The organism is Psychromonas sp. (genome assembly GCF_983033635.1).
Genome location: NZ_CEZLMY010000061.1, coordinates 1 through 19,885 on the forward strand (window position 1 = coordinate 1; position 19,885 = coordinate 19,885).

Here is a 19,885-nt window from a genome sequence, read left to right on the forward strand (position 1 = left end):
ACTAATGAGCCTCACTAATGAGCCTCACTAATGAGCCTCACTAATGAGCCTCACTGATTATTACCGAACTAATCTTTCATACAAAACTGCGCAGACAACCAAACCGTTGAATCCAATTCACTTAATAAAATTTGTAAGGATCCAGAACCATTAAATTTGTGAGTTTTAACGAGAATTTACAATTAAAATTGAACCGTGTCTTTAGCATGACGTTTATTAACCTTGAGGGGCACGAAATTTACAAACAAGTTTTTAAGTAAACAAGATCTGTTTTTGGTGAATTAGCCTAGAAGAAAGTAAGTGAGTTTGTTCGAATATTTTTTCTCTTAATTTTCAAAATAATTTAAGTAACAGGGCACTTAAATTAATTTTAACTGATAACTGACAAGTAGCTAAGGGTACATTTATTTCAAACAGGAATTATTTTGTCGAAAAGTTAATACATGTTTCTATAAATGCGATCAAACAAACTGAATATGATTTCATCAACTGGCCAGGTAGGAATGCATTTAAATGACAGCTAGATTTTTTTATTTTTCTGCAATATAAGTTATCTCTGCAAAGGGCTGTCTTTTATCTTCGCTGCTTTTGTTGAGTTGGAAGCTGTTTTTATTTAAGCGATAAAAAACCGAGGTTTGCTCTGTTTTAAACAGTTCAATCACATAACTGCTGTCGTTTTCTTGCTGCAGCTGCCAATATAAGGTCTTTTGCTTAGACTGCGCTTGCAGTGCTTTATATTTTTCATGCGACAAAACAGCAGGGGATAAAGGCGAATTTAACTTTTGTTTGCTTAGCTGCCTGCCTTTAACTGAAGGCTCTCGTTTGGCCTTAGCTGCCAAACGACGTTTTTGTTGAGTTTGTTCAACAAGCATTTGTTTCTGCATCGCTGTTGTTAAGTCATTACTGGCCAGCATGTCTGTCTTTGTTTCTTGTTCGGCTGCTAATGATGGTTGTGGTTTAGCTGCCGCAATAACAGACTCTGCTTCTGTGCTCTGTTGTGCTGTTCTTGCTAAAGGTTCACTGGCTATTGCTGCTTTGGATTGTTGCTCAATAGTGCTGCTTTTCATGGCTTCTTTATTAGCGGAAACAGGTACTTCTACGGATGCAATCAGCGGCAGATCACTTTCTACAAAAGCAACATCAGACTCTCCAACAAGCGTTTCTTCTCTAAATGCTTGCTGTGCGGCTAAAGTTCGCGCCGTTTTATCACTGGAAGTGCGTAAATCCATTTTTGCTGCTGGTGGAGCTAACGACTCACTTTGCTTTGCTTTAGTAATATGATCCATCGATGCTAATGGGGCTTCATATACTGGGTTAATTGGGGCGCTTAGTTGATGGTTAACAATTGTCACTACTAACAATACAGAAGCAGCCGTAGCAGCCGGGTAGTACCAGGCCATTTTTTTAGGTTTGTTAGCAGGGTGACTCAACTTTTGTACATTATCGCTAGTTTGTCGGCTTGATATTTCATCTATATGCTGTGTAGGTTTAGCCGCTACCGCTTTATGTGCAGCGGCGAGAATACGCTGGTCTAACTGCTCACTAGGCTGCTCAGTTGCATCATCACCATTCTGATCAGACAAATCATCATAAAGTGATTGTATAAAGGCTTGGTCTTCTGCCAGTGCTTTATCATCTTGCTTGTTAGTTACCATAAAAACTTAACCCCTTACGCATTTTCTGTAACGCATAACGCCAACAGCTTTTCACTTTTTCTTTGTTCTGAAAGGTTATCTTGGCAATCTCATCGATGCTAAACCCCGCTTCTTGTTTTAATAAAAAAACTTCTCGTTGCTCATAGGGCAAGGCCGCTATTTGCTGTTTTAACGCAGTGGCTAATGCTTGATTTGCTGTGGCATCTAGTTGCGACCTATGGTTCTTTTCCGTTATTTGCTGCGTTTTATTACTCTCTTGGTTATCTAAGCTAGATAGGTTATCTTCGATCTGTTGTTTTTCAAATAACACACTTTTCTTTTGTGCGTAATCAATCGCAATGCGCCGAGCAATGGTAAACAGATAAGTGGTGAATAATGCATTGGCCTGATAACTTGCCCTGTTATTAATAAGTTTAAACCAAGTTTCCTGGCACAGCTCTTCGGCCACGGCTGTGGTTAAATTTTGCCGTATAAAAAAGCGATAAACAGCCATTTTATGCTTGCCATAAAGCAAATCAAACGCTGCTGCATCTCCCTTTGCATAGGCAAGCATCAGTGTTTGATCGAGTTGTTGCCGGCTTATATTTTCCTGAGCCTTCACGTCCAATCCTTTACCCTTATATTGATAACTATTGCCTGTTTAGCATCATTTAAAACATGTTGGCAAACATTGCCTAGTTTAAATCTATTTACTGCTAACTCTATCACTGAATTTACTGTTCTAAACTCGGTTTTTCAGTAAGGTGTGGCGCTAAAGCATCAGCGAGTTTCACCATATTGATAAATTCCCCACGGTAGCCATGTTTATCCAAACCTTTGCTCTGTTGTGCCAGCTTAATGACCTTGTTGATATCCATAGTGGAAAGATGTTCACCTCCACGTAACAGTTGGCCAAAACCTGCAACAGCAGCAGAAAATTGAAAGGCCTCACTGGTGGCTTGCAAAGATGCTTTAATATCAGCCGTGTTAATCGGCATTTCAATCAATTTGCTGGTGTTTTGCTGTGGTAATTTATAACGTAATTTCAAAAAGGCCAGCTCGTTAAGCGCGATTGTGTTTTCACTTAGCTCAGCAGCTTGCTGTTTTTTGTTATGTGCAGACTGATAACGAAGCGGATCGACACTTTGATTAGCTGAACCCCGTAAACTGATTTCATAAATAGCGGTCACCGTATGACCCGCACCAATATCACCTGCATCAATTTTATCGTTGTTAAAATCTTCACGTTTTAAAGCGCGAGTTTCATAACCAATTAGGCGATATTCACTGACTATATCGGGATTAAATTCAATCTGAATTTTTACATCTTTGGCAATGGTGACCAGGGTGGACGACAGCTCTTCCACTAACACTTTGCGTGCTTCGTTAAGGTTATCAATGTAAAACGCATTACCGTTACCATTTTGTGCCAGCTCCTGCATCAAAGCATCATTATAATTGCCGCGACCAAAACCTAAAATACTCAGAGAAACACCAGATTTTCTTTGCTGCTCAACTCTGTTTTTTAAGGCTTGTTGATTAACCATGCCGACATTAAAGTCGCCATCGGTGGCTAAAATAACGCGGTTAATTCCGCCTTTAATATATGACTGTTTAGCAAGACGATAAGCCAGTTCAATACCTGCACCACCGTTAGTTGAGCCGCCAGCCGATAAACGTGTTAATGCATCGACAATCGCGGCATTATTGTCCCCCCTGGTTGGCTTAAGCACCGTGCCCGCAGCGCCGGCGTAAACTACAATAGCAACGCTGTCGTTCTCAGTAAGTTGTTTGCTTAACATTTTCAGCGCATTTTTTAATAAACCCAGCTTATCGGCACTGTTCATCGAGCCTGACACATCCACCAGAAACACTAAATTTGCAGCGGGTCTTGTTGAATCCTCTATTTTGTTACCCTGAATCCCGATATGTATTAAGTGTTTTTGTGCATTAAAGGGGCTAGGGCCGACTTCGCTGTAAACTGAAAATGGCCCAGTTTCCGGTTGCGCATAATTATAGGAAAAATAGTTGATCATCTCTTCCACTCGTACCGCATCAAAAGGGGGCAAGGTACCTTGATTAAGAATACGACGTACATTGGCATAGGACGCCGTATCCACATCAATAGAAAAGGTAGATACAGGTTGATCGAGCACCAAATTAAATGGATTGTCTGTATTGTGCGAGTAGTTTTCACGATTGCTCTGCGGCATGGTTGGTGCCTGTATATTATGGGAAAAATTATGGCGAAAAGAAGGTTGCTGAATGGCCATTTTAGCCACGGCACTTTCCATATAGGCAGTTTTACTTTTTGCTGCTTTTTTCTGAGCTTGTATTTTTTCTTCTAACTTAACCACCTGCTGCCGTGCTTTCTCGGCATGCTGAATAACCTGATCATCACTTTTTATTAAACGTAAGCTTTGATCTGCTAGTTCTTCACTTTCTAGCGCATCAACTTCTGTTACGTCTGCAGCTTCTGCACCTGTCTCCTTATCTTTGTTTAGCAGTTGTTCTTTCTGCTGACCGGTATTCGTATTGGCAGGGCTGTCCACTTGCGGATTCGGCTCGCAGGCGGCAAGTAACAATACACTGGAAAGCGCTACGATTTGTGCTGATTTTTGCATCGAATATTTCATTGTTCTTCTCCGTTATGAGTTATTGCTGTTGTTTGTAGTGATACAGTTACTAGCTATAAACGGACGAAGTTTAAAAAGGGGTTAATTATTTTTAAATTTTTTCGTTCCCATGCAGAGCATAGATCTATTGAAAAATGAGAAAAATAGGCGAGCCAATGCCAGCAAGCATTATGACCGTTACGACTAGATGAAAGAAAGTATCAAGCGATTGAGTTGTGGGACAACAGTAAGCAGTTACAATGAATGAATAACGAGGCAGGCCCTCTATCTCGATCCGTCTCAGGATTCCGGTTTAATATCCACAAAATATTCCATACTTACCGTAGGGGGTTGATCAAAATCAATCGTTTTGATTAACGGAGCATTTCTACCGTTATTCGGCTCAATACCACCTTTTGACCACTTCAGCGACAGTTATACTGACTGTTTTAAAACAGATAGCCGGACCGGCTCTGTTGTTCTTTTCGGATAAACAAGTGGTAAATATATGATTAGTGAAAAATGGCTGAGTTTGTTGAGTTATCTCCAGCGGCAGACACATGTGTTTGCGCCGAAAAAGGAACTGCTTGAGCAGCTCAACAGCAAATTCACATTCTTAAAAAGTCAGTTCAGCAATGTTAATCATGGTAACGACCCTCGCTATCTTGACTGGATTGAGCATGAGACATTTAGCGCCGTACTCAGCGATGTGATGCGCGAACAAACTTTCACAAAAAACGAGTTGTGTAACGCCTTTGATCTGCTGAACTCGGCACAGCTTTGTCAGCTGGCACTGAGTGTTATTAACAATCATCAACAGTTATTGGCAACAGATGAGTTTGAGATAAAACGGGGCATTGCACTGCAACAGCTAGGTGAGAACCAGCAAGCGGAGCAGGCGTTCAGCGGAGCAATCAGTTTCAACCCGGACAATCATATGGGTCTGTTTTATCTGGGTTACAGTCAGATCTGCTGTGGTGATATGGAAAAAGCGGCCGTGTATTTTAAGGCCTGTATCGACAAGGCGCCTGGCTTTGCCGGCGGCTATCAGAACCTCGCTGGTTGTTACTATCAAGAACAAGAGTTTGAACAGGCGGCAGAGTGTTGCGAACAAGCTTATGCTATCGATCCGACAATCCCTGCCAGTTATATGACAGCTGTCAGCAGTTATCTTGCTCTTTGCAAGTTAGAAGATGCCGACCGCTGGTTACAACGCGCTGCATCACAGCAGATCGAGACTGTAGAGCTACTCCGCTTGGCAGGGATCTGGGCACATCAAAGTGGTAAACAGCAACAGGCGATTGTGGAATTAAGCCGTTACCTCGAGGTTAAAAGGGAAGATTTTGATGTACTGGCGATCCGAGCTCAGGCGTTAGCAGCGGACAAGCAGTGGAAACCACTGATTACCGATCTTAAGCGTCTGCTGGAGCTGGATCCGTTTGACCGCTGTAACCTTGAGCAGATGTTCCTCGCCAGCTACCACACGGAGCAATGGGATCAGGCTGAACAGGTGATGGCAGAGCTGAGCAAACTATCAGATCACTACAAGCACACCTACCGTAATCAGATCGACGAAATCCGCAAGCAGCAGGCAATTTTTGTCTCGGTAACGGCATAACAATACAGAATTTCTAAGTATATAAAGAGGTAAGTAATGGTAGATAAAAAGCATAGCGAAGAGGCTGCCGCCAGCCTTTCGCGACGTAATTTCCTCAAAATGGGGGGCATAGCAGCTGCAACGGCGACTGTCGGCGCTGCAGCTGGTGCGGGCTTTGTCGCCGGACGCGATCCGGATGCCAACGTCGGCTGGGGTAGAACCGAAGCTGGCAAGGACATGTACTTCAACCGTGAACCGTTCCGTGTCGATAAAGCGCCATGCCTGAATATTGCAGGTCCGATCGAGCGGCCTGAATGGGGTGATTTCCTGTTCAATCGTGTGATGAGTATGGGCGGTTCTATGCATAAAGATGGGTGGAAACCAAATAAGGACTGGCAGCAGATCCCCGATCCGCGGGTGCGAGAGTATTACTCCCGCTATCCGGAGCGCTGGCCTGAGATGCTGTTGTCGTTCAGGGAAAAAGTGAAGCACGATGCGAACCTTGAGAAGCATCGTGACCGCTTTGCATTGGCTTGGGCGTATTCTGGTGCATTTGGTACAGGTCTGCATTCAAACTTTCCACCAGTACCAACAGCGCATCCTGATGAAGATGATTTCAAGTGGGTGAAGCGCGAGCCGATGGAATTCCAGTCGCCGGCGCATGCGTCGAAGCTGGTCAAACAGATGGCGAATAAGTTTGGCATGAGCCTTGTTGGCGTCACTAAACTGGACCCAAGCTTTGTGTTTAAAAATATGATGCGCGGCATGCCGGACTGGGGTGAGGAGATCCCCAAACACTGGAAGAACGTGATCATTTTCGGGGTGCCGATGAACTGGGACCCTATGTATGCGGCAATCGGCTACTCTACCTCCTTTGATGCCTACTACCGCGTCAAGCAGGCCAGCGGCCTGATGGCGGCCTGGCTTGGTGAGCTGGGCTATGCCGCTCGCCCTCAATTTCCGGGAGCGGACTATGAAGCCATGATGGTGCCGCTGGCCATTCAGGCCGGCTTGGGGGAGGCGACCCGTAATGGTATTTTGATGACGCCGGAAGTCGGGCCGAATATCCGTCTTGCCGCGGTGTTCACCAACCTGGATCTGGAGGCGGATAAACCTGTTGATCTACACATGGGACATTTCTGTGAATCTTGCAAAATCTGTGCAGATTCCTGCCCAAGCGGATCTATCAGTAAAGCAGACAAACCCGATACCGTAGTACGCGGTTATAAAAAATATGGATTTAATCAGGACAGCTGCTGGCGGTTCTGGCAGCAGGGGCCGTCAGAGACAGGGCTCGGTTGTCGCGTGTGCATCGCGGTTTGCCCTTATACCCGTAAGAACAACTGGATCCATGCACTGGTAAAAGAATCCGATCCGCGTGATCCGACCGGGTTAACCCGTAACGCACTGCTGGCAATGCAGCACAATTTCTTCTACTACCCTGACGCTGAAAACTATCATGCGGAATGGAGTGGAGGAAACTTTGCCAGTTATCATCAGCCGCCAGAGTGGCTGCGCAGTGAAAACTATCTGAAGGTTGAAAAAACCTGGGAATATGACGGCAACTGGGAGGGTATCTAATGTTTCCACAATCAACTGTACTAGATCCGCTGTTTTGGATGTTATTAGGCGCGATTCAGGTGCTGCTCTTTGCTGGCGTAAACCAGTGGGCTAAAGAGCATCAACTGGGTATGAACTGGTGGAAGTGGGCGCTTGCCGGGGGCTGGTGGTTTAGCTTTGTCTTGACCATTGCCGGGGCATTCACCTTATTAGGCGAAAACGAAGGTAATGCTGGTTGGTATTTCCTTGGTTTTGCCGGCACCCTGCTAGTGATCGCTGGCGCGGGATTGCTGAAAGTGCTGCTGGTGCTAAGAGACAAGTCACAGCAACTGGCCTAGTCGCATCAGGAAAGTTAACAACATAGATAGGGTCTTGAGGAACGGGAGTTTCTCAAGGCCTTTTGAGGTACTATGAAAAAGAAACAACGCAAACAATCGAAACAGCGCTTTGAAAAGTTAGCCAGTGTGGGATCCATTCTGCTGCTGATCCTAGCCTGGTATCTGGGTGGGCTGCGAATTGCTGACAGTCAAAATGGCTTACTTAACGATCTGCTGGCTGATGGAAACAGTTTACAAGCTATCAGCGCCGGCTTATATCAGGGCCATAGCAAGTCAGATACGCAGGCGTCAGAATGGATTGGCATCGGCAGCGGCATAGGTTATGGCGGTCCGATGGAGGTGGCATTGACAGTTTCACATCAGGGAGAGATCAAACGAGTTGCAGTATTATCCTCAAAAGACACCTCGTCCTATCTGGAAAAAGTGGTGCAGGGAAAGTTACTCGATAAACTGCTTGGACAGAATATTAAAACCAGCATCTACGTTGATGCTATTAGCGGTGCCACCCTGTCCTCAAACGCGCTGTTGCAGGCGACTAACGCAGCCGCAGATCCGGTGCGCAAGCAGTTGTTTGGCTTTACCTTAACTGAGCCAGCCAGTGTCATATTGAACTTCCGCTGGCTGGATATTGTTGCGCTATTGATGTTCGCCCTTGCGGTATGGGTAAGCAAAACCCGCCACCCGAAAAAGAGCGCATTTAACTGGGCGTTATTACTGACCTCCATGGGCTTGTTTGGATTCTATTCCGCTAGCCTATTTTCTTCATCGACCATGGGTATCTTTGCCTCAGGGGCATGGATTTCCGGGCTGGGTAACTATACCCCTCTGATCTTATTGCTACTCAGTGCGGGTTATATTATCGCGTATAATAAAAATATCTATTGCCAGAGTCTCTGCCCATTTGGTGCAGCTCAGGAGTGTCTAGCCAAGATAGGCAACGCCAAAGCGACCACCTTCAAACACGATTTTTTTATCTGGTTCCCAAGAGTTATCTTACTTGCCGCTTTGTGCTTTGGCGGGTATTTTCGCAACCCGGCATCCTTCTCTTATGAACCCTTCGGCATTATGTTTGGCATGGTCGGCAGTCTGTACCTATTTGTGCTGACAGTTCTGGTCGTGATCACCTCCCTGCTAATACGACGTCCATGGTGCCGCTCGCTGTGTCCAATCAATGCGATGACAGATTTTTTAAAATTCAATAAGAACTGGGCAAAACAGATTTCAAAACAACGTCAAAAATCGCGATCTGAGCGGGCACCGGAAGGTACGATTATTGCCACGCAAGCTAGCGCCACAAACCGGAGTGAAGCGTTATGAGAAAGAGGATAATGGCGTTGTTTTACATGCTTGTATCAGTACTGATTTTTCTTCAGCTTGGCACACGGTTAAAGCAGATGCATTATGTTCAGGCGAGTGCTAAACCATTGTACCTAGTTTCCCAGACGAGTGCTTCGGCTGCAACTACGCAGCAGGAGGAGCAAGCAATCGATTATTCAAAGTGGAGCCATCAATATGATGACCAGCAGCAATAAACAGCATACTAATGGCACGATCATATTTATTGTAATGTGGCTCTTTAACTAGGTAGAAAATCAGGCTTACCGGTCTATTCACAGTCAGGTTAACCATTGAGTTTATCGTTATCCTGACTTTAAACTGAGCAGGTACAGTGCTAACATTTGATAAATAAAGCCATGATCTGCTTTATTTTTTGGAGTGATAATGAGTAAAGAAGATATTCGCGGAGTAGATTTTGACCGACTGAGTACGGACTTCCAGTTCACCATGTACACAATGGAACGTTTCTATGCAGGACATCATCCGAATGTTTTCACTAAGCCGCACCGGCTCCACTTTAATGCGATCATCTATATCAGCGAAGGGAAAGGTGAGCACCATATAGATCACAAGGTGTACCGCTTTAAACCCGGCACCATTATGTTTATCTCACGTCATCAAATTCATCATTTTGATTTTAATCCCGATGTAAAGGGCTATGTGATTCCGTTCGATGATAACATCCTGTATTTAGGTAATGATGATCCCTACAGAATAAAAATAAAACTGGCTTTCGAAGAGGTTAATTTTATTAGCAATCTGGATCAAGACTATGGCTTTTATTTTGAGCAGCTATGGCAAGAGTTTAATCATCAGCAAGATGGGATCAGCAGTGAAATTATCCGCAGTATCATGCGGACACTAATGCTAAAAACGCTGGTTCGTTATCATCAGTCGTTATCGCTGCATCAAAGCAGCTCGCCTGCTGCGCTTGAATTCTTGCAGTTAAAAGAGCTGATTGAAACCCATTACAAACGCACCCGCAAAGTGACGGATTATGCCCAAATGATGGGAAAAACAACAAAGAAGATCAACACCATTGTGAAGGAAAATACCGGACGAACGGCAAAAGAGCTGATCGATGATAGGGTTATGCTAGAAGCGAAGCGACTGTTAGCATATAGCGAGTATTCGATAGTGGACATAGCGTTAATATTGGGCTTTAACGAAGCAACCAATATGACCAAGTTCTTTCGCCGTCATACCGAGGTGACATCAAAAGAATTCCGTGATTTGTGCCAGTTTAATGTAAAAAGAAACTCAAATCCAGGTTGTTAAGCCCAAATATGTAATGTCTGTGACCCATTTTTCATTGGGTTTATCTGCATTAAAGCGCCTTTTTAATGGCTATGTCCCAGTTAAGTGTTAGTGTCTTTATTGTGAACAGCTAACATATTGTAAATAACCTGAGATTGGTTAAATTTACATGCTTCTGTAGTTGACTCAGGTAAGGCCTAAACTACTTGTAAGTTCAAGGCTATTCCAAGGAGATTGTAATGAAGACTCCAGAAGCAAGTACAATTATGTTCAATAGAATATAAATTAAGACAAGATCGAGTCCGATTCTTAACTGACACTTACATATTGTCACTGCAAGAAGTGCACACTCACATGAATGCGTGATCACAATACTTGAACATTAGGGCGTTGCCGCGAATGAGACATTCTTTTTAGGCGGCATGGATAAAAACAGGATCTTATCCATTCTAAAACCGCATATATTTTTCGATGATCAGAAAGGTCATCTAGTATCTGAAATTGGTGATATTCCTATGGTACTCAGGTCAAGACTAAGTGCTATCATAGCTCGCTTGTGCGCCAAAATTCATCAGACCAGTTGATTCACTTTTTAATTAAAAAATACATGTCCTCAAAATCTTTAAAGAAACAATTCATCAGAATAAAAACAGCATCAGCACAAACAGACCCAACCTACAAATATATTAAAAACCACGATATAACCAAAAAGTGCAAATAACTAAACATTATATTTATTTAAGATCTGATTATTTTTAGTAAGTTAACCGTTTAATACCTTTGTTGAGTCTGCCGCCATTAAGTTATGAAATTGATAATGTTATGCAAACATATTATAAAAGGATATTGAGCGCATGAAGTAGCCTGTGCCATTGTAAAACTTCGCCATGACATTCAATAATATAATCAGGAATGATTCGTGATCAGCAATGGTTTTACAGAACAATCAGGGACAGGTCTTTAGTTTTGAATTTTCAACAAAATAGATAAATGAGACGGGGCATAGACTTAAGATCGAATCCTGTTATCTTGTTCAGAACTCAATAAATGTTTGCCATCTTGTATTGATTTTTCAAATTTCATTGATGATTTAAAGTTGTGTTTATAGCTGTGCTTAATAAGGGCTAGTTTGATATTTTATGCAAAATAATAGACCAGCCCCTGGAGGGAGGTAGGACAGCTTTTTAGAGCAAAAGACAAGAGCTGATAATTGATGGTTTCGACGTTGGGGCTATAGAATGAGAAGGTCGACAGTAATAAGCATTTGATCTTAGCAAGATAAAGTCGCACAATCCTCGCCTGATCCGCAACGTGCTATAAGTGCAGAAAAATCAAGAAATTAAATCCCACGCGGCAATATTAGTACGTAACAAGAGTAGAAACCATGCATTCAAAAATACAACTTAGTAAAGAAGACATTAGAAAAAATAAGCCGACACGAGATGAATACTTAAATAAGCCAAAAACCCCCTTGGTACTGGTATTAGATAATGTCACTAATAGCTACAATATTGGTGCTTTTATTCGCTTGGCTGATGCTTTTGCTATCGAAAAAATCATTATCTGCGGCGAGCTGACTATTTCAGATAAGAAGTTGAAAAAAGCCTCTAGAAATGAAGCTAAATGGGTTTGTATTGAATATAGCGACAGCACCACTTCAAGCTTACAAACATTATTGGATAAGGGTTATGCTGTTTATAGTGTTGAGCTATGCCATGAGTCCGTTGATTATAGTGATGTTACTTACCCAACCCCGTGCGTATTAGTATTAGGCAATGAACGCAAAGGCGTGAGTGAAGCCGCATTGCAGTTAAGTCATCAACAAATACACATTCCTATGCTCGGCATGGGCAACTCGCTGAATGTTTCAACCGCTGGCGCTATTGTATTAGCAGAATGTGCTAATCAAATTCGATAACAGCCATAAGTCTAAAACGGCCTCAGTGAGGTGGTTTAATGTAAGTCATAGTTAAATGTATCAAACTAGTGATTAGTGTTAATGGTTAAAGCGAGCTACCTCTACGTTGAGAATATTATGAAGAGAACAACATCTATTCATAACATTCAGGTCTGAGTTAATGCATTTTTCCTGCGTAATACAAAATCATAAAGTGAATGCATTTGCTATAATATCTGCGCACAATAAGGGCTGGTCTTTAATCTTAAATATCTAGCCCTTAGTTCTTAGAGGCGGAAATGATTAACTGATAATTATTGAGGCCAGTTCTTCACTAGCTGGTAATTTTTCACCCACTCTTTTTCCTGTCACGCAATGATATGCTAAGCCACTCAACAGTTTATTGAAAACACCTTTCATTACAGGTCGCATGATGAACTGTCCCATCAACCAGCCTAAAGGGCCTGCTTTTACAATAAAATCAGAAGACATGTAGATTTCGCTAGTGTTTGCATCAATCTCTTTTACGCTCATTTCCGCATACATACTCTTTAGCGGTAGTGAAAATTCCGAAAGTACCATTTTAAAACCTTGCCCCTCTTGGAACTCAATAATCTCTTCCACTAGGCTTGAGCCATCATTAAAGGTACATAATCGTTTAGCTCCTAGCCCAGAGCTGATATCACTGATGATAGGAGAGGTTTTTATCGTTGTTGCAAACCTTTCAACACTGCTGAAGTCCTCTAATACTTGCCAAATTTTCGCTGCTGGGACATTTACCTTGATTGTTTTTTCTGTGTGATGTGCCATTTAAATATTCCTTTTTAAATTAATTAGTTGAAGCTGCTTTATGAGCAGCCAATATAGTTTTGATACATTTGCTTAACTAGCTTGTAATCCTTGAATGATGATCTCAATTGAACTACTTAGATCTTTTTCAAAATTTGGTTTTAACTCTTTAAATTCTTGCTGTTGATAGATTTTAATCAAGGCCTCATTTTGCGAAGCCGCTGCCCAATAATTGGTTGTTGCTGCATAACTAAGGTTAAGAAACTTAAAGGCTTTTTCACCCTGTAGCGCTGGGTAAATCCTGCTTACTTCAACAGCAATCGAATACAGTAAATTTTTCGCTGATCTTTTGAAAATGAGTAACTGTTCATAAGAGCTGTTTTTTTCAAGAGATGTAAAAAGCAGCGGGGTGAGATCGAGAAACTCTGGGTGAGCGAGCTGTGAAGCCACCCAGGTGTTTGCAAAATGCTGTACTCTTTCGTCTTGTTCTAATTTTTGCAATCGCTGATGACAGTCTTCAACCCACTTTTCAAATAGGTCTGCAAATACATTCAAAAAAATCTCTTTTTTGGAACTAAAGTATCGATACATGTTGGATTTAGTAAATCCTGCCTCAGCAGCAATGCCATTAAAACTTACATTGTCGTAGCCGTTGTTTTTAAAAAGAGTGAAAGCTGCATTAAAAATAGCTTCTTTCCGCTCATTCTTCTTTTCATCTGTTGTTGCTCGCTGCCAATTCATATCTCTCACATTAGTGTCTAGTGGTCTCTTATCTGAAGAATAAGAGACTACTGGTCACTTGCCAATGATTGAAAAGTATAAATGGCTCACAACAATCTGCATTTATTGTTGATATCGAGCCAATTTTATAGTGAATTGAAGCGAGCCCCCCATGAACGACTATTTGATTCCTGTTTTGAAAAAATCAGTAGGACAGATTTTTAATCAATCAATTCCTACGATACATAAGCCAGCAATAACAAACTTATTACTGGCTTTTTTGTTTGTATCGATTCGCAGCCGCAAATCTGTCGAATCTCCAGTGAAACAATAGGTGAAGCCGTTTTACAAATGCGTAAATCAAAACATGATTATGGTTATGTTGTTAACGATGACGGTTATCAAGGTGTGATCACGCAAGATACGCTTGAAAATGTAGAAAAAAGTGATTACAGCAATGTGATTGATCTGTCTTTGTTAAAGGATGTACCTTCAGTGCAAAACGTCGCATTACTGGAAACGGTGATCCCGGATATGCTGGATAATGATCTGCCGTTGCCGGTATTAAATGAAGATGGTGAAGTAGAAGGGAACTTATGCCGTTCAACGCTTGTTGACGTGTTGAGTGATCAATCCAATGTTGAAGAAGAAAAAGAAGATAGTTGCGCTTAGTTATCCTATTCAAAGTACTTGATATCATAGACCATGGACATATTATCCATGGTCTTATTCATTATTTTGTCGATTAATTTAGATATTAACTGGCAGTTGGTTTTTATTAACCTTTTTTATATCTCGTTCCCATGCTCTGCGTGGGAATGCATAGATTTAAAATTGAGTAGTAGATGCAAGTATGAATTCCCACGCGGAGCATGGGAACTAGTGAGCTTGCAAACAAGCTTGCATAGCAAGTAAGCTAAAACTGCTCCGGAGTAAGCTCAAATTTCTTAAGATATTTTTGATGAAGGAAAGATAAAATAGGGCGCTTCTCTCTCCCTAAACTGTTGAACCCTCTTGTCTACTCAACATTCAGTGGTTTACACCAGATATTCATACTTTCAATCTGACCACTGATTTGGGTGTTGTTAATTAACCGCCCCTGATATTGATAGTCATTTTTGGCAAATGTTCTGTTCATACCAACAGAAGCCGCACGGGCTATGGTAAAAGCCTGCCGAAAACCCAGTTGTTCCATGCTGGATTCCATTTTATTCAGTAGTGCCGCGGCCAGTTGCTGCCCTCTGAACTCAGGTAAAGTCGCAAAGTCCGTCATTTCCACAGCCATATTTTCCAAATCCTGCTCAGCAGAGGCTACGGCAATCAGTCGGCCTTGCTGTTTGATGCCAAAATAACTGACATTATCGGACATGGTTTCATACAAATAGCGAGCCTCATGAATTGGGAAGGGATAGCTTGGGAATACCTCTCGATATAAATGGGCCATCTCTTCGGCATACACTTTATCCAATGGGATAACCTGCCAATGAGCAGCAGGCGTTATCTTGGACAGATTATTGCGGGCCAGATCCAGTACTTTTTTATGCTCTGCTGCTCTGATATCTATTTGGCGCTCAGGATCAAGATAAGCACATAACAATAATGCATCTTCATCCACACCCTGTCCCATGGCTGGATAATATCCCGGCAAGCGCGCTTCCTCGGTAAAGCCGTGGTTGAAAAAGTGCTCCGACTCACATTGCCGAACCTTGGCAAATAATTTGCCATAACCCTGTGCTTTGGCTAATTGATACATGGCCGCTGGCAGACGAGCCGCTTCACCTTGCTTCATTGACATTAAATAAACCCGGCTGCTATTAGGACCATATTGAATACTGGCTCCTTCAAGAAGATCACAGGTATCAAACAAGCTGCGGTTAACTTCGCTCATAATTGTCCTCAGTAAGTTGTACAGTCATTATTTGTACTGGAAAAAGTCTGCATCCTATAACCCCATACTAAAACCTAGCCCGGTAAGTCCGATGGAGAACCCCACGTGTCTGGCTTTGATATTTCGCCCGCCCAGCTAGTAATTTTCATCCGTTTCATGGCGACGACAATGATAGTAACCAAACGCTGGCAGCCAATCAAATAGCAGGCAAAACAGCATAGTCAAAATAATGCATTATTACTCACCTAGCAGGAAAGACATGTCGGCGTTTTGTCCTTCAAAGTTAGTCGCGATGAGTTTGGTTTCACCATCGACCTCCTGCTTGCTGACGTATTCCGGCTGTACAGGCATTTTACCTAGACCACCAATACCATCAACAATAAAGGTCGGAATGGCAGGCCCTGATACCCAGCCTCGGATGCCATGGTAGATTTCCAGCATACGATCATAGCTGACCTGAAACTTGCTGTTACCAGGAGCGGGATCCATGGAATAAACATAGTAAGGACGAATACCATTGGAGATCAGTTCCATGACCAGATCACGCATCACTTCAACACTGTCGTTAACTCCCTTGATCAACACGCTTTGATTGCCAAGCATAATGCCGCTGGTGCGCAGCATTGCCATATGCTCCTTAAACAGCGGAGTAATTTCTTTGGGATGATTGACTTGGGTATTGAGCAGGGTGACACGGTTTTTTACCAATACCTGACACAGCTCAGGCGTAATACGTGTAGGCAACTGAGTGGGCAAGCGGCTGCCGATGCGCAATATTTTCAGATCTGGCAGAGCCTCACGGATCATGGACAGAATCAGATCTAGTTTATCATCAGTCAGCAACAATGGGTCACCTCCAGACAGCAACACATCCTGCACTTCAGGGTGTTCACGTAAGTATTCAACTGAGTTACGGATCCGATCCATAGAGATAACATTCAAGGGTTCTGACACCATGCGCTTGCGAGTGCAGTGGCGACAATAGGCGGCACAATTATTGTGTACCAGAAAGAGCACACGATTGGGGTAGCGGTGAACGATGGAGGTCCCCTCTGGCATCATAGCATCTTCACCTAGCTGATCCCCCATCTCTTGTGGTGCTACATCCATTTCATTTTGCTCAGGTACGTATTGAATGCGGATCGGACAAGCCTGATCGTCCTTATCCATCAACTGAGCAATATAAGGTGTAATACGAGTGGCTATGACCTTATAGACCTCATCATCGACTGGGTTAATATTGCTGAATACCTTGGCAAGCTGCTTATCCGTTTTAAAGGAGTGAGCCAATGTTTCACGCCAAGGGCGACTGGCGACATCAAAGTCCATCAATGACTGATAGTCAGCAAACTTATCCTCTTCTTTATTCTTGACCAGTTTAAGGGAGATATCAGGGGTGTACTGCTTAACTTTTATGGATGCGTGCGGCATGAAGTTTTTACCTATAGCTGAATCAAATATGATTATAGCTGTAATGATTAGTGTACTAACTATTGTTGCATTTATAATAAAAGGCTTCAATAGCGTCATTTCAAATTATTAACATTTGATATGGCAGCACTTAACAAGTAAGCCGTTATTTTCAACTAATCTAGAGGCTGAACCACCATAGCTAGATCGTCACAATATAATGCGATTCATATCAGGTGAAAGAAGTAAAAGAACATGCCTGCCAGCTCGGATAAGTGAAAATCAGAAAGGTTAAAATTTATGAAAAATATCAAAGCCACCACCCACGCTGTAAATAGTTAAGAAACAGACTTGATAACGCAGTTGATGGGTGAGACTGATGAGGATAGCGACTTCAGCAGGGGTAAGAATATCGGGTAGCCTTTTAACTTGTGGCTGCTTAACAATATTGAGCCACTGCCAAATTGGTTGAGGACATAGCGATAGACCTATTTTCAAGTAAGAATGCAAACCATTACGGTCGAGTTTAACCGTACTCCAAGAGTGAGACGCTATCAGATCAGCGAAGGTAAACGTATCTACGATGCAAGTCGTAATCTCTAACTAATAGGGCTACCCAATGAAATCTATTATAGCACTAATTACTTTGACCGTGTCTCAGGGCATAATTATTGGAAATCAATTTTTAAAATTAGCATTACTTAATAACCATGATTACATGGAGAAATTTAGATGAATATCCTCCTCTCAATTAAGATTTAGTCCAAATTATCTGAAAACTAGGGCCATCAGATTTTGGTGGATTGGTCGGTTTATCTATCTGAACTGTCATAGGAATTGGAAAATCAACTCCGATCAATGCAACCTCTCCCTGTTTTAAATTTGGCAAAAAGACGCTGCTGAACGATGTACTAACAATGATACATCTCAGCTTCTTAAAGTAATCAGCGATAATATTCACCAGTTATATAAACCTGGTGTTGCTTATTACAAAGTGGGTATTGGATTATAAACTTAAGCAGTGAGGAGCATCAGCAATGGGATTTATTCAACCCGCCACAAGGAAATGCTCCATTAATGAATGTACTCGATAAAATAAACCAACGTTACGGCAGTGATAGTGCATTCTTTGTAGCGCAAGGCATCGATGAAGAATGGTCAATGCGCCGTGAATTACTGAATCCGCAATATACTACTAACTGGAAATATATCCCGCATATTTCCTGCTAGAGTTTTTCTTCAAAATTTTTGATATTTAAACAATAAAACATGTATAACTTGTATCTTATTGACGGGTAGCGTGGTGAATAGCTAAAAACGAGTACGTATCAAAATACCCTAAATGCCAAGGTGGTTTACAAGGTATCTATTTTTAGATTAAAGCATCTGTAATGGTTTAATAAATTAATAAGGATATAAATGCAGCATAAACCTTTTTACCAAGTCCCATTAGATTGTTACTTATTTGGTGAAAACCATAAACCTGAAGACAAGGTAACTCAGTGGGTTATATTTGAATTGATTCGTTACTACGGATATTCCATTGATCAATTAGAAGTTGAAAAGACCGTTCAATATGGAACTTGTCGAGGATGGTTAGATATTTTAGTTCGTCATAATGACAAACCATTTATCGTTATCGAATGTAAAAGGCATACGGGATATATAAAAAATAAAGACCATATGAAACAAGCTATTAGCTATGCAAATGCAGATTCAATTCAATTCAAGCTGAGTTTTGTGTATTTACTAATGGTGATATCAAAAACAGCGGCAGGGTGGGTAAACTATCCAAACATTCCGCGTATTAATGAACAGCAAGAAACAGAATTCGAATTTAGCACCTTGCAACATGATTTAGATGATATTAAGCCAGTATTACATTGGTTGTATCAACCAATATCAGGTGCAGATGCATATAGGTTCATCAAAGCAATTCAGCCAATTTTTTGTGCGCACTCAATTATCACCAATGGCACAAATGAAACTCTTTTAACCATCATTGATCATGTTTGTCGTGCTTTAACTATCAAAACTAAATAAACGGTTATACATATGAAAAATTGAACGTAGCGTTTAAACAAACTCAGCTATATCTAGATGAGTTAGGAATTAAAAATTATTACAAAGATGGTTTAGAAAATAATTTACATGAGTTGCTTATGATACCGGACATGCAGTTCAATAGTTTGAAAGAAACGCTAATAGATTATGATTCGGAAATGGATCATACAGTGATTCATTTATTATCTGCATTGTATTCAGTAGCAAGAAATTTTGTTTCACATAAAAATAAAAAAGAGTTAAACCTAAGCAGTGTGTTTACCGATGAGTTATTTAACTTTATAAATTTAGGTTTACAACGAAACTTACAAAATTGATTGCCGCCGAAGTCAGATAATATTTCAGTGAATGATATAAGAGAAAGTTGCAAAGCAGATTGGGATGGTTATATAACGGAAGAACAAGTCAGCTTGCTGGGAGTTATTTCATATCCATTTTACAAAATGAAAAACAAATTAGCAGGGTACTTAAAATAATTTTAACTACTAACAGTCATGTGAGAATCGTTTATTATTCCAGATAAAATTATTTTGCAGTAAGTTAAATGCAGTTACCGTCTGCAATATTTATACGAATGAGAGTAAGCAAACCCAATAACTTATTTGTGTGCAAGTACGAAAGGTGTCTTAATCTGATTTTATTAAATAGAAACACGTCCAACTAACAGCTTCTGAAAAATACAATCGTAAAAATAATTCAGCCGTCAAATTAATAAGTTAGGCTGGTAAAAACAATAGGTTATCGTCCCCAGTTTTTATTAACGTATGTAATTACCCGA

Annotated in this window: 18 protein-coding genes and 1 pseudogene; 11 read left to right on the plus strand and 8 right to left on the minus strand. The window is 41.5% G+C overall.

The features are described from left to right. Positions 1 to 530: 530 nt before the first annotated feature. The 3 genes from AC4GME_RS09915 to AC4GME_RS09925 all read right to left on the minus strand — a co-directional run bounded on the left by AC4GME_RS09915 (position 531) and on the right by AC4GME_RS09925 (position 4,270). Complete coding sequence (locus AC4GME_RS09915; RefSeq protein ID WP_490379323.1) at positions 531 to 1,655, minus strand: hypothetical protein; 1,125 nt, start codon at positions 1,653 to 1,655, stop codon at positions 531 to 533. Then, the gene (locus AC4GME_RS09920) at positions 1,645 to 2,256 is read right to left on the minus strand and encodes a sigma-70 family RNA polymerase sigma factor (protein ID WP_490377218.1); all 612 of its coding nucleotides are present in this window, start codon (positions 2,254 to 2,256) and stop codon (positions 1,645 to 1,647) included. Before AC4GME_RS09920 ends, AC4GME_RS09915 begins: the two co-directional genes overlap by 11 nt. A gap of 112 nt (positions 2,257 to 2,368) precedes the next feature. Next, on the minus strand, positions 2,369 to 4,270 hold the full coding sequence (locus AC4GME_RS09925) for a vWA domain-containing protein (RefSeq protein ID WP_490379324.1): 1,902 nt from the start codon (positions 4,268 to 4,270) through the stop codon (positions 2,369 to 2,371). 487 nt (positions 4,271 to 4,757) lie between these two features. Here AC4GME_RS09925 and AC4GME_RS09930 point away from each other — a divergent pair, with 487 nt between their 5' ends. From AC4GME_RS09930 to AC4GME_RS09945, 4 genes are all read left to right on the plus strand, one after another. Continuing rightward, positions 4,758 to 5,867 carry a tetratricopeptide repeat protein gene (locus AC4GME_RS09930; protein ID WP_490379325.1) on the plus strand — a complete coding sequence of 370 codons (1,110 nt, stop codon included), beginning with the start codon at positions 4,758 to 4,760 and terminating at the stop codon, positions 5,865 to 5,867. Between the two features lie 36 nt (positions 5,868 to 5,903). Then, entirely contained in the window at positions 5,904 to 7,427 is a 1,524-nt protein-coding gene (locus tag AC4GME_RS09935) for a 4Fe-4S dicluster domain-containing protein (RefSeq protein WP_490377215.1), read from the plus strand. Then, complete coding sequence (locus tag AC4GME_RS09940) at positions 7,427 to 7,744, plus strand: hypothetical protein (protein WP_490377214.1); 318 nt, start codon at positions 7,427 to 7,429, stop codon at positions 7,742 to 7,744. Before AC4GME_RS09935 ends, AC4GME_RS09940 begins: the two co-directional genes overlap by 1 nt. Before the next feature lie 126 nt (positions 7,745 to 7,870). Then, complete coding sequence (locus tag AC4GME_RS09945) at positions 7,871 to 9,061, plus strand: FMN-binding protein (RefSeq protein WP_490379326.1); 1,191 nt, start codon at positions 7,871 to 7,873, stop codon at positions 9,059 to 9,061. A 144-nt stretch (positions 9,062 to 9,205) separates the two neighbouring features. Here the strand turns inward: AC4GME_RS09945 and AC4GME_RS09950 are convergent, their stop codons facing one another. Further along, a complete protein-coding gene (locus AC4GME_RS09950; protein ID WP_490377212.1) occupies positions 9,206 to 9,373 on the minus strand; it encodes a hypothetical protein in 168 nt (55 codons plus the stop codon). Between the two features lie 93 nt (positions 9,374 to 9,466). Here AC4GME_RS09950 and AC4GME_RS09955 point away from each other — a divergent pair, with 93 nt between their 5' ends. From AC4GME_RS09955 to AC4GME_RS09965, 3 genes and pseudogenes are all read left to right on the plus strand, one after another. Then, entirely contained in the window at positions 9,467 to 10,360 is an 894-nt protein-coding gene (locus tag AC4GME_RS09955; RefSeq protein ID WP_490377211.1) for a helix-turn-helix domain-containing protein, read from the plus strand. Between the two features lie 377 nt (positions 10,361 to 10,737). Beyond that, positions 10,738 to 10,923, plus strand: a pseudogene (locus AC4GME_RS09960) (5'-nucleotidase); the annotation flags it as partial. Positions 10,924 to 11,723: 800 nt separating this feature from the next. Then, on the plus strand, positions 11,724 to 12,257 hold the full coding sequence (locus AC4GME_RS09965) for a TrmH family RNA methyltransferase (RefSeq protein ID WP_490379327.1): 534 nt from the start codon (positions 11,724 to 11,726) through the stop codon (positions 12,255 to 12,257). Positions 12,258 to 12,539: 282 nt separating this feature from the next. Here AC4GME_RS09965 and AC4GME_RS09970 read toward each other — a convergent pair whose 3' ends face one another. Further along, on the minus strand, positions 12,540 to 13,046 hold the full coding sequence (locus tag AC4GME_RS09970) for an SRPBCC family protein (protein ID WP_490378812.1): 507 nt from the start codon (positions 13,044 to 13,046) through the stop codon (positions 12,540 to 12,542). Between the two features lie 72 nt (positions 13,047 to 13,118). Then, positions 13,119 to 13,766, minus strand: a complete 648-nt coding sequence (locus AC4GME_RS09975) for a TetR/AcrR family transcriptional regulator (protein WP_490379328.1) — start codon at positions 13,764 to 13,766, stop codon at positions 13,119 to 13,121. 309 nt (positions 13,767 to 14,075) lie between these two features. Between AC4GME_RS09975 and AC4GME_RS09980 the strand changes: the two genes are divergently transcribed. Further along, positions 14,076 to 14,417, plus strand: a complete 342-nt coding sequence (locus AC4GME_RS09980; protein WP_490379330.1) for a CBS domain-containing protein — start codon at positions 14,076 to 14,078, stop codon at positions 14,415 to 14,417. A 346-nt stretch (positions 14,418 to 14,763) separates the two neighbouring features. On the opposite strand, the gene ablB is transcribed toward AC4GME_RS09980, so the two are convergent. Together ablB and AC4GME_RS09990 are read right to left on the minus strand one after the other, a co-directional pair. Further along, complete coding sequence (gene ablB / locus AC4GME_RS09985; RefSeq protein WP_490378289.1) at positions 14,764 to 15,633, minus strand: putative beta-lysine N-acetyltransferase; 870 nt, start codon at positions 15,631 to 15,633, stop codon at positions 14,764 to 14,766. Positions 15,634 to 15,870: 237 nt separating this feature from the next. Next, a complete protein-coding gene (locus AC4GME_RS09990; protein ID WP_490378290.1) occupies positions 15,871 to 17,064 on the minus strand; it encodes a KamA family radical SAM protein in 1,194 nt (397 codons plus the stop codon). 1,056 nt (positions 17,065 to 18,120) lie between these two features. On the opposite strand from AC4GME_RS09990, the gene AC4GME_RS09995 reads away from it, so the two are divergent. From AC4GME_RS09995 to AC4GME_RS10005, 3 genes are all read left to right on the plus strand, one after another. After that, the gene (locus AC4GME_RS09995; protein ID WP_490378291.1) at positions 18,121 to 18,273 is read left to right on the plus strand and encodes a DUF4113 domain-containing protein; all 153 of its coding nucleotides are present in this window, start codon (positions 18,121 to 18,123) and stop codon (positions 18,271 to 18,273) included. A gap of 189 nt (positions 18,274 to 18,462) precedes the next feature. Further along, a complete protein-coding gene (locus AC4GME_RS10000; RefSeq protein WP_490378292.1) occupies positions 18,463 to 19,086 on the plus strand; it encodes a type I restriction enzyme HsdR N-terminal domain-containing protein in 624 nt (207 codons plus the stop codon). Positions 19,087 to 19,106: 20 nt separating this feature from the next. Beyond that, positions 19,107 to 19,424 (plus strand): hypothetical protein, encoded by a 318-nt coding sequence (locus tag AC4GME_RS10005; RefSeq protein WP_490379329.1) that lies wholly within the window; start codon positions 19,107 to 19,109, stop codon positions 19,422 to 19,424. Positions 19,425 to 19,885: the final 461 nt, after the last annotated feature.